The organism is Sphingobium sp. PNB (genome assembly GCF_019873065.1).
Lineage (GTDB): Bacteria > Pseudomonadota > Alphaproteobacteria > Sphingomonadales > Sphingomonadaceae > Sphingobium > Sphingobium fuliginis.
Genome location: NZ_JAINEZ010000107.1, coordinates 1 through 14,475, shown reverse-complemented (window position 1 = coordinate 14,475; position 14,475 = coordinate 1). Strand labels below are relative to the sequence as shown.

General features: G+C 65.2%; 12 protein-coding genes. 6 read left to right on the top strand and 6 right to left on the bottom strand.

The genetic code is table 11. The features are described 5' to 3' along the window. Nucleotides 1–54: 54 nt before the first annotated feature. The gene (locus tag K7W03_RS23785; protein ID WP_061938250.1) at nt 55–1,428 is read right to left on the bottom strand and encodes a cytochrome P450; all 1,374 of its coding nucleotides are present in this window, start codon (nt 1,426–1,428) and stop codon (nt 55–57) included. Further along, complete coding sequence (locus K7W03_RS23780; RefSeq protein WP_222887513.1) at nt 1,425–2,552, bottom strand: hypothetical protein; 1,128 nt, start codon at nt 2,550–2,552, stop codon at nt 1,425–1,427. Before K7W03_RS23780 ends, K7W03_RS23785 begins: the two co-directional genes overlap by 4 nt. Nucleotides 2,553–2,573: 21 nt before the next feature. On the opposite strand from K7W03_RS23780, the gene K7W03_RS23775 reads away from it, so the two are divergent. Both K7W03_RS23775 and kdsA read left to right on the top strand, forming a co-directional pair. Further along, nucleotides 2,574–2,867, top strand: a complete 294-nt coding sequence (locus K7W03_RS23775) for a hypothetical protein (RefSeq protein ID WP_025551496.1) — start codon at nt 2,574–2,576, stop codon at nt 2,865–2,867. A 5-nt stretch (nt 2,868–2,872) separates the two neighbouring features. Next, a complete protein-coding gene (gene kdsA, locus K7W03_RS23770; RefSeq protein WP_222887512.1) occupies nt 2,873–3,700 on the top strand; it encodes a 3-deoxy-8-phosphooctulonate synthase in 828 nt (275 codons plus the stop codon). A gap of 100 nt (nt 3,701–3,800) precedes the next feature. Here kdsA and K7W03_RS23765 read toward each other — a convergent pair whose 3' ends face one another. The 3 genes from K7W03_RS23765 to K7W03_RS23755 all read right to left on the bottom strand — a co-directional run bounded on the left by K7W03_RS23765 (nt 3,801) and on the right by K7W03_RS23755 (nt 8,473). Continuing rightward, a complete protein-coding gene (locus K7W03_RS23765; RefSeq protein ID WP_222887511.1) occupies nt 3,801–5,066 on the bottom strand; it encodes a glutamate-5-semialdehyde dehydrogenase in 1,266 nt (421 codons plus the stop codon). A 253-nt stretch (nt 5,067–5,319) separates the two neighbouring features. Next, nucleotides 5,320–5,964, bottom strand: a complete 645-nt coding sequence (locus tag K7W03_RS23760; RefSeq protein ID WP_025551490.1) for a class I SAM-dependent methyltransferase — start codon at nt 5,962–5,964, stop codon at nt 5,320–5,322. A gap of 214 nt (nt 5,965–6,178) precedes the next feature. Then, nucleotides 6,179–8,473, bottom strand: a complete 2,295-nt coding sequence (locus K7W03_RS23755; protein ID WP_025551488.1) for a CDC48 family AAA ATPase — start codon at nt 8,471–8,473, stop codon at nt 6,179–6,181. Between the two features lie 338 nt (nt 8,474–8,811). Here K7W03_RS23755 and K7W03_RS23750 point away from each other — a divergent pair, with 338 nt between their 5' ends. Both K7W03_RS23750 and K7W03_RS23745 read left to right on the top strand, forming a co-directional pair. Next, nucleotides 8,812–9,693 (top strand): LysR substrate-binding domain-containing protein, encoded by an 882-nt coding sequence (locus K7W03_RS23750; protein ID WP_222887510.1) that lies wholly within the window; start codon nt 8,812–8,814, stop codon nt 9,691–9,693. Between the two features lie 77 nt (nt 9,694–9,770). After that, nucleotides 9,771–10,934: a sensor domain-containing diguanylate cyclase gene (locus tag K7W03_RS23745; RefSeq protein ID WP_222887509.1), complete on the top strand. Its 1,164-nt coding sequence runs from the start codon at nt 9,771–9,773 to the stop codon at nt 10,932–10,934. A gap of 142 nt (nt 10,935–11,076) precedes the next feature. Here the strand turns inward: K7W03_RS23745 and K7W03_RS23740 are convergent, their stop codons facing one another. After that, nucleotides 11,077–11,748 (bottom strand): glutathione S-transferase family protein, encoded by a 672-nt coding sequence (locus K7W03_RS23740; RefSeq protein WP_025551482.1) that lies wholly within the window; start codon nt 11,746–11,748, stop codon nt 11,077–11,079. A gap of 181 nt (nt 11,749–11,929) precedes the next feature. Between K7W03_RS23740 and acs the strand changes: the two genes are divergently transcribed. Both acs and K7W03_RS23730 read left to right on the top strand, forming a co-directional pair. Further along, nucleotides 11,930–13,873: an acetate--CoA ligase gene (gene acs / locus K7W03_RS23735; protein WP_222887508.1), complete on the top strand. Its 1,944-nt coding sequence runs from the start codon at nt 11,930–11,932 to the stop codon at nt 13,871–13,873. A gap of 21 nt (nt 13,874–13,894) precedes the next feature. After that, on the top strand, nt 13,895–14,407 hold the full coding sequence (locus K7W03_RS23730; RefSeq protein ID WP_044660401.1) for a cytochrome b: 513 nt from the start codon (nt 13,895–13,897) through the stop codon (nt 14,405–14,407). The last annotated feature ends 68 nt before the right edge of the window (nt 14,408–14,475 follow it).

Genomic DNA, 14,475 nt, shown 5'->3' with positions numbered 1-14,475 from the left:
CCCTAACCCCCTCCCGCCTGCGGGAGGGGGAATGTCCGCAATCCACCCCATCCGTCAAAGCCGGACGGCATCGAACATCAGCTTCATCCCCGTCCTTGGCCGGATGGTCAGGCGGCTGATCGGTTCGGGCCTGAACCCGTCGGGCACCGACAGGCGGTAGCGGCGCAGGACGCTGGCGATCACCGTCATCACCTCCTGCTGTGCGAAGCCCGCGCCCACGCAAACCCGGGGGCCGCGGCCGAAGGGAAACCAGGCCTGGCGCACCATCTCCGCATTGGCGGGATCTTCGAAGCGTTCGGGCATGAAGCTGTGCGGACAGGCCCAGTTGTCCTTGTTGCGCTGCGTGAGCCAGGGGGCGACGACCAGCATCGCGCCTTCCTCAAGGCTCTTGTCGCGCATCGGCATCGGGCAGGTCACTTCGCGCGGGAAGAAGGCGACGGGCGGATAGAGGCGCAGCGTTTCGCGGAAGATGTTGCGGATCGCCCCCATGTCCTTGAGCATCGCCGCGGTGAGCGGCGCGTCCCCAGCGAGCTGCTGCACCTCCGTGCGGGCGGCGGTCTGGATATGGGCGCATTCCGCCAGCATGTAGAGCGCCCAGGTCATGGTGCTGGCGGACGTTTCATGGCCGGCGAGGAAGACGGTGGAAACCTGGTCCATCACCTGTTGCAGGGTGAAGGGGTCGCCGGTTTCGGGATGCTTCGCTTCGATCAGCGATTGGAGGATGTCCTTGTGCGGCGCCTCCCCGCGCTGGTGGAAGCCCTCATGGCGCGCTTCGACAATGGGACGGAAGACCTCATGGATCGCCTTTGCCGGGGCCAGCGAGCGTTTCTCGAACCAGCGCGCGGGAAAGCCGTAGAGGCGCAGCATCGAGGCGCTGTGGGCGAGCCGCTGGAAACGGCCGAAGGCGGTGTGGATGATGTTGGAGCGGCGCTCGTCCAGCGGCTCCGAGAAAAGCGTGCGGAAGATGATGTCCGCCGCCACATGGGTCATCATCGGGTCGATGTCCACCGGCTTGCCCTTGTCCGCCGCGTCGAGCCGGGCGAGCAGGTCGTCGGCCGCCGCCACCATCAGCGGCATGGAGCGGTTGAGCGCGGTGTGGGCGAAGGCGGGGTTCACCATGGCGCGCTGGCTTTCCCAATCCTCCCCATTGGCGGAGAAGACGCTGTTGCCGATCAGGGGGGACAGGTTGCGGACCAGTTCGCGATGCTTGGGATAGGCCGTGCCGCCGCGCAGGATCTGGTCCACCAGCGGCAGTTCGTTGGCGATGTACATGGTCTGGCCGGGCATGCGGATTTCGCCCAGCTTCATCGTGTAGCTCTTCTCGAACAGGACATGAATCCAGCTATGCCAGCCCCGGAAGAAGCGCTTGACGAGGCCACGGCGGGTCCGCGGCGGTTCGGGATAGGGCGGGGTGAAGGGCTGCGTCATGGGATCGTCCTGAATTGCGCTATGGCTTCGTCGATGGTGCGGCGGCCGGCGGTGAGGCTGACATAGTCCACCGGCGACAGGCGGTCGCCCACGCGCAGATAGTCGAAATGCGCCTCATATTTGTTCGACCAGCCGCCATGATAGTTTTCCGGATCGTAGAAGAGGTGGAAGCGGGGCGAGAGCAGGTCGACGCGCGCCGCGCACCGATCCGAGACGAGGCGGATCGGATGGACGCCATGATAGGCCGCGCCATCGGGGGGAGCGGAGAAATCGACGAGGCGGAAGGGCTTGTCGTCCAGCGCCTTGAGGTCGGCATGATACCAGCGCGCATCCTTGCGCAGGGCGATGACGGGAACGACCTGACCCAGGGTTAGGACGGTGAAATTGTCGGGCAGCGGCCGGTCGCCGCGCAATTCCAGGATGCGGCGCAGCACGCTCATCGCATAGATGGTGCCGTTGCTGTGGGAGGCGAAGACGACCTCGTCCCAGGGGCCGTCCACCTCCCCCACGATGCGGGCGGCGAACTGGTCCAGGCGCTCGTCCATATCCGCACCCGGGCCTTGGGCGGCGACGCTGTGGTTGTAAACCATGAAACGGAGCAGCCAGGGCACGATCAGCTTGTTGAGCAGGCGGCCCGACAGAGCCACGCTGATGCCGATGCCGACCAGCGCGGCGGCCCAGAAGGGCATCAGCAGCGAAAGCGGCAGCGCGGGTATCAGCGCCAGCGCCAGCGGGATCAGCACCGCCAGCAGCGGCGGATAGAGGATGGTGATGACCGGCCCCGGGCGCAGTTTCCGCATCCGCAGGAACTGCATGTGGCGGGCATGGGCGCCATATGTGGCGATGGAGCGCCACGCCAGCAGCAGCGGATTACGTATCCACACCTTGCCGACCAGATCCTCCCAGCGGAGGAACTCATAATCGGTCTCGACCCCGGCGCCATGGTTGGTGACGGTCCAACTGGCGGAAGAGGCCGGGCCGGAGCGGCGGGCGCTGACCTCCACCCGTTCGCCCGACAGGCGCGTGTAGGCTTCCGCCTGCTCGCGGTACATCTGGTGGTAGAAACGCACCCCGCGCGGATCGAAACCGCCAAGGTAGAAGACTTTACGCTTGAACTTTTCCATGGCCCCTGTCCACATCGGGCCATGACGACACCCGAACGCGATTACTGCTATTTCATAGACCACCGCAAATACAACCGAAACATCGGTTGCCGGCGTCACGACAATGCCTATGGCATCAATGGCGGCGGCAGCGAGCGGGACCGGTGGCGGGCGGACCTTGCCTTTTACCGGCACATGAAAGGGGAAGGCGATCCGATGGCGCTGCCCTCGCTGCTGGCCTGCCTCGTCTTCGGCTGGTTCTGCTGGAATTATCATCCCGGCAAGGGGCTTTGGCGCGGGCAGCTCTTGCGCCGCTTCGTCAAAGCGCCGAAGTGAGCGCGATGATGACAGCCAAGCATGTTTCCATCGGGTCGGTTACCGTCGGCAACGACCTGCCCTTCGTTCTGATCTCCGGCCCCTGCCAGATCGAGAGCCGCGACCATGCGATGATGATGGCGGAAAAACTGTCCGCTCTTGCGGGACAGGCTGGGGTGCCGTTCATCTTCAAATCCTCCTTCGACAAGGCGAACCGGACCTCCGTATCGGGGCAGCGGGGCGTCGGGATCGATACGGGGCTGGCGATCCTGGCGGAGGTGAAGGCGGCGTTCGGCTGTCCGGTGCTGACCGACGTGCATGAGGCCGGGCAGGTGGAGGCGGCGGCGGAGGCTGTGGATATTCTCCAGATTCCCGCCTTTCTGTGCCGCCAGACCGATTTGCTGCTGGCGGCGGGGCGGACCGGCGCGGTGGTCAATGTGAAGAAGGGGCAGTTCCTGGCGCCGTGGGACATGGCGGCGGTGGCGCAGAAGGTCGCGTCGACCGGGAATGAGCGGATTTTGCTGACGGAGCGCGGGGCGAGTTTCGGTTACAACACGCTGGTCAGCGACATGCGGGCGCTGCCGGTGATGGCGCAGACGGGCTATCCGGTGGTGTTCGATGCCACCCATTCGGTGCAGCAGCCGGGCGGATTGGGATCGGCTTCCGGTGGGCAGCGGGAATTTGCGCCGGTGCTGGCGCGGAGCGCGGTGGCGGCGGGGGTCGCGGCGGTGTTTGCCGAGGCGCATGACGATCCGGATAATGCGCCTTCGGACGGGCCGGTGATGCTGCCGGTTGAGTGGGTCGGGCCGATGCTGGAGAAGCTGAAGGCGATCGATGGGGTGGTGAAGGGGTAAGCGCCACCCTTTCCATTTGGGCACCACCCTCTCCCCGTTCGGGCTGAGCCCGTCGAAGCCCTTCGACAGGCTTAGGGCGAACGGAGGAGGGGTTTGGGCATTACGGCCGGGTCTGCCCCGTTCCGCGCACCAGCCATTTATAGGTCGTCAGGCCTTCGAGCGCCACAGGGCCTCTGGCATGCAGGCGGCCAGTGGAGATACCGATTTCCGCGCCCAGCCCGAACTCGCCGCCGTCCGCGAACTGGGTGGAGGCGTTCCACATCACGATGGCGCTGTCGACCGCGTTCAGGAAGCGTTCGGCCCTCTCCGCATCCTCGGTGATGATCGCGTCCGTATGATGGCTGGCATGGGCGGCGATATGGGCGAGCGCCTCGTCCAGCCCGTCCACGATCCGCACAGAGACGATGGCGTCGAGATATTCGGTATCCCAATCCTCGTTCGACGCTGCCGTGACGCGGCTGTCCATCGCCTGCACGGCCTCGTCGCCGCGCACTTCGCATTGGGCGTCGAGCAGCGCCTTCACGATGGCGGGCGCCTGAGCATAGGCCTTGTCGATCAGCACCGTCTCGGTCGCGCCGCAAATGCCGGTGCGGCGCATCTTGGCGTTGACCACCAGCTTTTCCGCCATGTCCGGATCGGCCGCGCCATCCACATAGCTGTGGTTGATGCCGTCGAGATGCGCGAGGACGGGCACGCGCGCCTCTTCCTGCACGCGGGCGACCAGGCTCTTGCCGCCACGGGGGACGATGAGGTCGATGAACTCCGCGGCCTTGAGCAGCGCGCCCACGGCGGCGCGGTCCGTGGTGGGAACCAGTTGCACCGCGTCGGCGGGCAGGCCGGCGGCGGCGATACCCTCGGCCATGGCGGCGTGGATGGCGCGGTTGCTTTCCTTTGCCTCGCTGCCGCCGCGCAGGATCACGGCGTTGCCGGCGCGCAGGCAGAGCGCGGCGGCATCGGCGGTCACATTGGGGCGGCTTTCATAGATGATGCCGATCACGCCCAGCGGCACGCGGACGCGGCTCAACTCCATGCCGTTGGGACGGACCTGCCTGTCGATCACGCTGCCGAGCGGATTGATGAGGGTCGCGACCTGATCCACGCCCGCCGCCGTCGCAAGGACGCGGTCCTCGTCCAGCTTCAGACGGTCGAGCATAGCGGGCGACAGGCCGTTGGCGGCAGCGTTTTCCATGTCCCGGGCATTGGCGGCGATGATCCGCGGCGCCTGATCCCGCAGCGCCTGCGCGGCGCGGCGCAGCGCGTCGATCTTCTGCGCGTCGCTGGCGGTGGAAAGCCGGGCCGCTGCCGCGCGGGCGCGCGCGCCCATGGTCGCGATCAGCATTTCGGGGGTCTGGGTCAGGTCGTTCATGAACTATCTCGCCGTGTTTCGCGCCGGGCCTTATCATGAAAGCCGGCCGAAGCGAAACGATCGTTGCGGCAACCTTAGCCGGCAACCGGGCCATGGGTCGCAATATGGCCCGGCCGCCGGAGGCAGAAGGTCTGCCTATGCGGGGCGCGTAGCGACCGGCGCTGCATGGCGCATACCCCAAATGGGGTATAGACCTGCCGGACAGGACAAAATCCCGGCGAAATGACGTAAATTCAACAGGAAGGCGGAAGGGTCAGGCCACCTGGGCCAGGATTTCCCGCTTCACCGCCGTGAACATCCGGCACGGTGGAATGTTGCGCCACTCCACCCGATCACCGATTTCGTCGAACAGCGGCGACAGCAGGCGGCGGACATAGCCGGAATATTGATAGACCAGAAATGCGCCGCCGGTCTTCAGCACCGAGCGGGTTTCGGCGCAGATCGCCTCCCCCACGCCGCCGGGCAGGGTCGAGAAGGGAATGCCCGACAGGACATAGTCCGCCTGGGCATAGCCGGCCTCCTTGATGAAGCGGCGGACATCGGCGGCCGAACCGTGGACGATGCGCAGCCGGGGATCGTCGATCTCCGCCTCCAGATAGGCGACGAAGTCGAGATTGAGGTCGATCGCCAGCAGGGTGGCGTCCGGATGCAGCCGTTCGAGAATGGGCCGCGTGAACGTCCCGACGCCCGGGCCATATTCCACGAACAGCCGGGTCCGTTGCCAGTCCACGCCCTCCAGCATGCTGTCGACCAGCATTTGCGAGGATGGGATGACCGATCCGATCATGCCGGGATGCTTGATGAACTGCCGGAGGAACATGCCCCATTGACCCAGGAAGGTGGAGGACGGTTTTCCGGAAACGGCCCGGTTCTTTTTCTTCAAAGGGATGGAGGCCATTCATTCTCGCCTGTCTGCCTTGCCTGTCCGACTCGCAAAAATCGCACGGGCATGCAAGCGCCTTCGCGGTGGAGGGACAAATAGGTCGGAGGGACCGGCATCATCGGGTCATGCGCATGCGTTCCCGCGAAGGCGTTCGACAGGGCAGGAGGCCTTTCGGGAACCCGGTTCAAACGGCGGAACCGGGTTCCCGCCTGCGCGGGAGCATGTCTCTTCATTCAGTCCTGGCGCGCGCCCGCAACATGCCGGGCGACACGAAGCCGATGGGATCGATCTGCATCACGCTCTGCTTCAGCGTTGCCTGGATCTGCTCATATTCCCGCTCCATTTCGGGCGTGACGGAGGCGCGGGTATCCTCCAGCGCGGCTTCGAAATGCGCCTGCGTGACCTTGTCGACCGACAGCGACTGGCGCAGCGCGACCAGGCCCGCGCGGCGGACCAGATCCTCCAGATCGGCCCCGGTGAACCGTTCCGTGCGCTCCGCCAGCGCATCCAGATCGACGTCCTCGGCAAGCGGCATCTTGCCCGTGTGAATGGACAGGATGCGCCTGCGCCCCGCCTGATCGGGCACGGGGACATAGATCAGCTCGTCGAACCGGCCCGGCCGCAGCAGCGCCGGATCGATCAGCGTCGGGCGATTGGTCGCGCCGATGACGACGACGGACTGCAATTCCTCCAGCCCGTCCATCTCGGCCAGGATGGTGTTCACCACCCGCTCCGTCACCTGCGGTTCTCCAAGGCCGCCGCCGCGCGCCGGAACCAGGCTGTCCAGTTCATCGATGAAGATGACCGTCGGCGCCACCTGCCGCGCGCGGGCGAAGAGGCGGGCGATCTGCTGCTCGCTCTCCCCATACCATTTGCTGAGCAGGTCGGACGATTTGGTGGCGATGAAATTGGCCTGCGCTTCCCGCGCCACGGCCTTCGCCAGCAGCGTCTTGCCGGTGCCGGGCGGACCGTAGAGCAGAAACCCCTTGGCCGGGCGGATGCCGATGCGGCGAAAGGCGTCCGGGTCCTTGAGCGGCAGTTCCACCCCTTCCTTGAGGCGCATCTGCGCTTCGTCCAGGCCGCCGATGTCGGCCCAGCCGATATTGGGCGCCTGCACCATCACCTCCCGCATGGCGGAGGGCTGGACGCGCTTGATCGCGGCCATGAAGTCGTCGCGCGCGACGGACAGTTCCTCCAGCACGTCAGGGGGGATCGTTCCCTCCTCCAGATTGAGCCGGGGCATGAAGCGGCGCACGGTCTCGATCGCCGCCTCGCGGGTCAGCGCCGCCAGGTCCGCACCGACAAATCCATAGGTCATGCGCGCCAGTTCGCCCAGGTCGACGCCGTCGGCGAGCGGCATGCCGCGGGTGTGGATGCCCAATATCTCCCGCCGTCCGCGCTCGTCAGGCACGCCGACGATGATCTCCCGGTCGAAGCGGCCGGGGCGGCGCAGCGCCTCGTCTATCGCTTCCGGCCGGTTGGTGGCGGCGATGACGACCAGATTGGTGCGCGGTTCCAGCCCGTCCATCAGCGTCAGCAACTGGGCGACGAGGCGCTTTTCCGTCTCCCCGGTCACATTGCCGCGCTTGGGCGCGATGGAATCGATCTCGTCGATGAAGAGGATCGACGGCGCCGACTTGGCGGCCGCCTCGAAAATCTCGCGGAGCTGCTTTTCCGACTCGCCATAGGCCGAACCCATGATCTCCGGCCCGTTGATCAGGAAGAATTCCGCTTCCGATTCATTGGCGACGGCGCGGGCCAGCCGGGTCTTGCCGGTGCCCGGCGGGCCGTGGAGCAGCACGCCCTTGGGCGGGTCCACGCCCAGCCGCTCGAACAGTTCGGGATAGCGCAGCGGCAATTCCACCATTTCCCGCAGCTGGTCGATGGCTTCGGCCATGCCGCCGACATCGTCATAGGTGACGTCGGCGCGGCGGGATTCGCGGGGCTCCTCATATTCGGCGCGCAGTTCCACTTCCGTGTCGGCGTCGATATGGACGATGCCCTTGGGCACGGTCGACACCACGACCAGGCGGATTTCCTGCAAGGCATAGGCCGGGGCGGCCAGCATCTGGCGCAACTGGGGCGGCATGTCGCCGGGCGGCACCTGTTGCTGTCCCGCAGTTGCGACGACATCGCCAGAGGCGAGCGGCCGCTGGAAGAAAACGCGCTTCAGCGCCTCCGGATTGCCCTGCAGCCGCAGGTTATTTTGTGCAGGCGCGAAGACGACCCGCTGGGCAGGCCGGGGATCGACCTTCCGGATGATCACGAAGTCGCCCGATCCGACGCCGGCATTGGCGCGCTGAAGCCCGTCGAGGCGAAGGACATCCAGCCCCTCATCCTCCTTATAGGGCCGGACCACCCGCGCGGGGGTCGACCGCTTGCCCGCGATCTCCACCACATCGCCTTCCGCAAGGTGGAGTTCCGCCATGACCGCCAAAGGAAGGCGGGCGAGGCCGCGCCCCGCATCTTCGGGCCGCGCATTGGCCACCTGTATCCTGCGTCCTGCGGTTTCTTCTTCGGCCACTTCGCCTTCCCCGTTCTGTTCGCTGCGTAACGAGATAGGGAACGTCGCGGCTGAGGGAAAGGGGCCATGGCGAGCCCCGGAACGAATAAAAAAAGGGCCGGCCCGAAGGCCAGCCCGGAAAGTTTATAGGAGAGGATGCCTGAAAGGCCTTTCCTATGTGCAGTGCGGGATGTATTTTCGCAAGTGCGAAAAGAATCGAGGAGTTGCAATTTTTGCATCTTGCCAACTGCCCTTTTTTCCTGCTCAGTGGAATAAGGATGCTTGAAGCCGGTTTGCGCGCCGTTCCAGAAGAAGCAATGATGCGTCGCAGCGGACCGGCCAGATGAACATGACGGTTTATGCGTAGATTGCCGCCCCTTACGGCCCTGGAGGCCTTTGTTCAGGTCGCCCGCCTTGGATCGGTCAAGGCGGCGGCGGAGGAACTCGCGCTCTCGACGCCCGCGCTCAGCCGGCGGGTGCAGGCGCTGGAACGGTTCATCGGCCGGCCCCTGTTCGACCGCAAGCATCAGGCGCTGGAAATCAATGCCGACGGGCAGCGCCTGCTGGACGACATCGCGCCGGCGCTCGATTCGCTGAGCCAGGCGCTGGAGAATATCCAGAGCGGCGGAAACCAGTTGCGGCTGCGGCTGGCGGTCATGCCGCTGTTCGCGACGCAGAGGCTGTTCCCGCATCTGGGCGCCCTTCGGCAGCGGCATCCGCAGCTTCATATCGACATCGAGACCACCCCCTATGCCGTGGCGCGGCTGGGCGAAGGGCTGGACGCGGCGATCGTGCTGGCGAAGGACATCGATCCCGCGCTCTACGCCCATGAGCTGGACCATGACGAGGTCTATCTGATCGGGCGCAAGGCGTTGCTGGAGGCGCCCAATGCGCTGACCGCCCCGCAGGAGCTGGCCAATCATACGGTGCTGCTGCATCGCGACATGACGCTCGCCTTCGAGGCGTGGAAGGATGCGGTGCACCTGCCCGACCTGCAACCGCTGGCGATCGACAATTATGATTCCGGTCAGTTGATGCTGGAGGCGGCGGCGCAGGGGCTTGGCATCGCCGTGATGCACGCCAGCCACTATAATGAAGCGCAGGATTCCCGGCTGGTCCGGCTGTTTCCGGAAAATCGGGTCGAAAGCCCCTATCGCTATTTCTTCGTCTGCCGGCCGCGCGCGCTGCAGACCCGGGCGGTGCGGATTTTCCGCGACTGGCTGATCGGCGCGGACATATAATCGAGGACGATCAACGCCTTGCGTCTTTTCGCTTGGCACGTCCTTAACCTTGTTTATCGCCGGTCGTTCTAGCGGACATGACTGGGGCATCATCTTCCGCAAACGCGCAACATGGTCTGACCGACCGCCTGGCCCGCTGGGCCAGAGGCCTGTCAGGCAAGACCGACGACGAGGCCATGGACGAGCCGGAGCAGCCGCAACGCGCCCGGCACGGCAGCGCTTCCAGCCGGGAAATCGTCCAGCGGCGCAAGCTGTACGAGGACATAGGCGATTTCCTGTTCGCCCATGACCTGGACCTGACGCCGCTCAATTTCGGCGTCGCCCATGATTATCTGACCGGATCGCATATCGGCGTGGAAAAGGCCGTAAGGGCGGTGCTGGCCGAACGCGGCAAGATCACCAATGGCTGGGTCGAGAATGTCGCCGCCGAACAGCGCAACGACGAGGTCACGCCCGAAGCGCTTGCCTCGATGCTCGACAAGGTCGAGGAGAATCTGTCGCAATTCACCGGGCTGATGACCGAATCGCGCAATTCAGCCAAGGATTATGGCGCGGCGTTGCAGGAAGAGGTGAAGGGCCTGGCCGCCGGTTCCGACAACCAGCCGGTGCTGGCGCGCCTGGTGGCGCTGACCCGATCCATGGTGGAAAAGACCCGGCAGGTCGAAAGCCAGCTTCGCGACAATCAGAAGCAGACGCAGCTTCTGAAATCCAATCTGGAAAGCGCGCGCCGCGCCGCCGAGCACGACCATCTGACCGGCCTGCCCAATCGCCGCGCCTTCGAAGGCACGCTGCGCGAGGAACTGGCGCAGGCGCAGAAGGAAGGGCAGCAACTGGCCGTCGCCTTTTGCGACATCGATCATTTCAAGCTGATCAACGATACCCATGGCCATGATACCGGCGACCGGGTGCTGAAATTCGTGGCGGGATTGCTGTCCAAGGTCAGCAACGACCAATGCCATGTCGCGCGCCATGGCGGCGAGGAATTCGTCATGCTGTTCCGGGGCAAGACCGCCGCCGAGGCATGCGAAGCGGTGGACAGCGTGCGGCAGGACCTGTCCACCCGCAGCCTGGTCAACCGGGCCAATGGCGAGCGGATGGAGCGGGTCAGCTTTTCCGCCGGGGTCGCCAATGTGCTGGCCTATGAAGACCCGCGCGCTGCGCTGAAGGCGGCGGACCGCGCGCTCTACCTGGCCAAGGAGCATGGCCGGAACCGGGTATATCTGGCCGCGGAGCTGGATTGACCCCCACCTCCCCCTCCTGCAAGCGGGGGTCGGAGGGCGGGCTGGCGCGACATCGGCGGCGGTTCTCTACCTCCAGGCTGGAAGCTCGCTGCGCTCGCGCCCACCCCTGACCCCTCCCGCTTGCGGGAGGGGAATGTCCGTATTAAAAATCCGGCTTTTCATAATGGGGCGGCGGGGTGATCACCTCCATCCGCTCCGACAGAAGGGGCCGGAAGGAAGGGCGCGACTTGAAGCCCGCATACCAGCGCTTCACCGTCTCATGCCCGGCCCAGTCGATGCCGCCCAGATAATCCGCCACCGAAAGATGCGCGGCGGCGGCGATGTCCGCCAAGCTCAGCGTTCCACCCGCCATCCAGGCGCGATGGTCGAGCAGATAGTCCATGTAATCCATATGGACATTGGCGCGCTTCATCGCTTCCCGCAGCACGCGGGCATCGGGCGGCGCGCGCTCTATCAGGCGCTTCTTCATCCGTTCATGCAGGAGCGGGCCGACGACGTCGCCGTAGAAATTCTGGTCGAAGAAGGCGGTCAGCCGCCGCACCTCCGCCCGGCCCGCGGCGGTGCCGGAGATCAGCGGGAATTTCTCCACCGTCTCCTCGAAATATTCGCAGATCGCCTGACTGTCGATAAGGGTCACGCCCTTTTCCTGATCCACCATCACCGGCGTCGTGCCGGCGGGATTGAGATCGAGGAACTCGTCGCGCGCTTCCCAGGGCGATTCGCGCACCAGGTCGTAGCCCACGCCCTTTTCACCGAGCAGCAGACGGACCTTGCGTGAGAATGGACAGAGCGGAAATTGGAAAAGTTGCCACATATTCCCTTCCTGTTAGGCCGAGCCGGCTCATGCGAAAAGCGGCAAATGGCATGATCCTGCTTAAATCCAGTGCGACATGAGCGGAAACTGTGGCCGGGGAAGAACGATCCTGTCTTCCTGTCGCCGCGGCTTGGTTCTAGGAGGACGCCAAGCGATGGTTTCGTGAAGGAAAGGATGCTGCATGTCTGACGATTTTTTCCCGGTTCCTGCCGAATGGGCGTCTTCCGCCCTGTTCGACCGGGACGGACGGGCGGCGGACTATCGACGGTCCATCGATGCCGCCGACGCCTATTGGCTGGAGCAGGCGAAGCGGCTGGATTGGGTGAACTTTCCCACGAAAACCAATGAGAGCAGCTTCCACGAAGCCGATTTCGGGGTGAAATGGTTTGCCGACGGCGTGCTGAACGTCAGCGTCAACTGCATCGACCGGCATCTGGCCGAACGCGGCGACCAGACCGCGATCATCTGGGAACCGGATTCGCCGGACGCGCAGCCGCGCCGCTACACCTATGCCGAGGTGCATGAGGAGGTCTGCCGCTTCGCCAATGTGCTGAAGGCCGCAGGGGCGAAGAAGGGCGAGCGGATCACCGTCTATATGCCGATGATCCCCGAAGCCGCCTTCGCCCTGCTCGCCTGCGCGCGGATCGGCGCGATCCACAGCGTCGTGTTCGGCGGTTTTTCGCCGGAGGCGCTGGCGGGACGGATCATCGACTGCGATTCCACGCTGGTGATCACCGCCGACGAGGGGTGCCGCGCGGGCAGGCAAGTGCCGCTCAAGACCAATGTCGACGCGGCGCTGAAACTGTGCACCAGCGTCCGCAAGGTGATCGTCGTCCGGGCGACCGGTGGGGCTGTCGCCATGGAGGAAGGCCGCGACCTGTGGCTGCATGAGGAGGCGGCCAAGGTGTCCGCGGATTGCGCACCCGAGCCGATGAACGCGGAAGATCCGCTGTTCATCCTCTACACATCGGGTTCGACGGGCAAGCCCAAGGGCGTGCTGCACACGACCGGCGGCTATCTGCTCTGGGCCAGTCTGACCCATGAGCTGTGCTTCGACTACCGGCCCGGCGACATCTATTGGTGCGCGGCGGACATCGGCTGGGTCACGGGGCACAGCTATATCGTCTATGGCCCGCTGGCGAACGGGGCAACGACGCTGATCTATGAGGGCGTGCCGAATTATCCGACGCCCAGCCGCATCTGGGAGGTCGTGGACCGGCATCAGGTGCAGACCATCTTCACCGCGCCTACGGCGCTGCGCGCGCTGATGAAGGAGGGGGACGAGTTCGTGCATTCGACCAGCCGCCAGTCGCTGCGCCTGCTGGGCACGGTGGGCGAGCCGATCAATCCCGAAGCCTGGCGCTGGTATCATCATGTCGTGGGCGAGGATCGCTGCCCGATCATCGACACCTGGTGGCAGACCGAGACGGGCGGGGCGATGATCGCGCCGATGCCGGGCGCGACGGACCTGAAGCCCGGTTCCGCGACGCTGCCGATGCCGGGCGTGGTGCCGCAGATCGTCGATGCGGAGGGCCATGTGCTGGACGGCGCGGCCGAGGGCAATCTAGTCATCGCGCAAAGCTGGCCGGGCCAGATGCGCACCGTCTGGGGCGATCATGAGCGTTTTTTCCAGACCTATTTCACGACCTTTCCCGGCAAATATACGACCGGCGACGGGGCGCGGCGGGACGAGGACGGCTATTACTGGATCACGGGGCGCGTCGACGACGTGATCAACGTGTCGGGCCATCGCATGGGCACGGCGGAGGTGGAAAGCGCGCTGGTGCTGCACGAGGCGGTGGCGGAGGCGGCGGTGGTGGGCTTCCCGCACGACATCAAGGGACAGGGCATCTACGCCTATGTGACGCTGAACAGCGGCGAGGAAGCGACCGACGAACTGCGCCAGACGCTGGTGAAATGGGTGCGCAGCGAGATCGGGCCGATCGCGACGCCCGACGTGATCCAGTTCGCCCCCGGCCTGCCCAAGACCCGGTCGGGCAAGATCATGCGCCGCATCCTGCGCAAGATCGCGGAGGGCGAGGTGTCCGCCCAGGCGCTGGGGGACATTAGTACACTTGCCGACCCGTCGGTGGTGGATAATCTGGTCGCCAATCGTCAGGGGTAAGAAGCCAGGCAGGAGTATGGGATGGATCGCTACAGTCACGTTGCGCGCGCGCTGCACTGGATCATGGCGATCCTCATCCTGTTCAACCTTTTCCTGGGCTTTGCGCATGACGCGCTGCCCAGGGAGTGGAAGGTGATGCCCGTCCACAAGTCGATCGGGTTGACCGTGCTGGCCCTGACGGTCGCGCGCATAATGTGGCGCTTCACGCGCAGCGCCCCGCCGCTGCCAGCCGAAATGCCCGCATGGGAAAAGGGGGCGGCGCATCTCACCCATTTCGCCTTTTACGCGTTCATGCTGGTCCTGCCGCTGACCGGATGGGTCATGACATCCGCCGGCGACCGGCCCCTGAACTGGTTCTTCCTGTTCGACGTGCCCAAATTCGCGGTGGCGAAGGGCGATGCGATCGTCGGGATTTCAGGGGAAGCGCATGAGGTTCTGGGTTTCGTCTGGGTGGCGTTGCTCATCCTGCACGGGCTGGCGGCGATGCGGCATCATTTCATATTGAAGGATGGCGTGCTGCGGCGGATGGTCTGATCGGTGTATGGAGGGGTGGAATCAGGACATTCCCCCTCCCGCAGGCGGGAGGGGGAATGTCCTGATTC

Coding starts and splice junctions, on each gene's coding strand:
- K7W03_RS23785 (WP_061938250.1), bottom strand. CDS start 1,428: ATGACGCAGCCCTTCACCCCGCCCTATCCCGAACCGCCGCGGACCCGC.
- K7W03_RS23780 (WP_222887513.1), bottom strand. CDS start 2,552: ATGGAAAAGTTCAAGCGTAAAGTCTTCTACCTTGGCGGTTTCGATCCG.
- K7W03_RS23775 (WP_025551496.1), top strand. CDS start 2,574: ATGACGACACCCGAACGCGATTACTGCTATTTCATAGACCACCGCAAA.
- kdsA (WP_222887512.1), top strand. CDS start 2,873: ATGATGACAGCCAAGCATGTTTCCATCGGGTCGGTTACCGTCGGCAAC.
- K7W03_RS23765 (WP_222887511.1), bottom strand. CDS start 5,066: ATGAACGACCTGACCCAGACCCCCGAAATGCTGATCGCGACCATGGGC.
- K7W03_RS23760 (WP_025551490.1), bottom strand. CDS start 5,964: ATGGCCTCCATCCCTTTGAAGAAAAAGAACCGGGCCGTTTCCGGAAAA.
- K7W03_RS23750 (WP_222887510.1), top strand. CDS start 8,812: ATGCGTAGATTGCCGCCCCTTACGGCCCTGGAGGCCTTTGTTCAGGTC.
- K7W03_RS23745 (WP_222887509.1), top strand. CDS start 9,771: ATGACTGGGGCATCATCTTCCGCAAACGCGCAACATGGTCTGACCGAC.
- K7W03_RS23740 (WP_025551482.1), bottom strand. CDS start 11,748: ATGTGGCAACTTTTCCAATTTCCGCTCTGTCCATTCTCACGCAAGGTC.
- acs (WP_222887508.1), top strand. CDS start 11,930: ATGTCTGACGATTTTTTCCCGGTTCCTGCCGAATGGGCGTCTTCCGCC.
- K7W03_RS23730 (WP_044660401.1), top strand. CDS start 13,895: ATGGATCGCTACAGTCACGTTGCGCGCGCGCTGCACTGGATCATGGCG.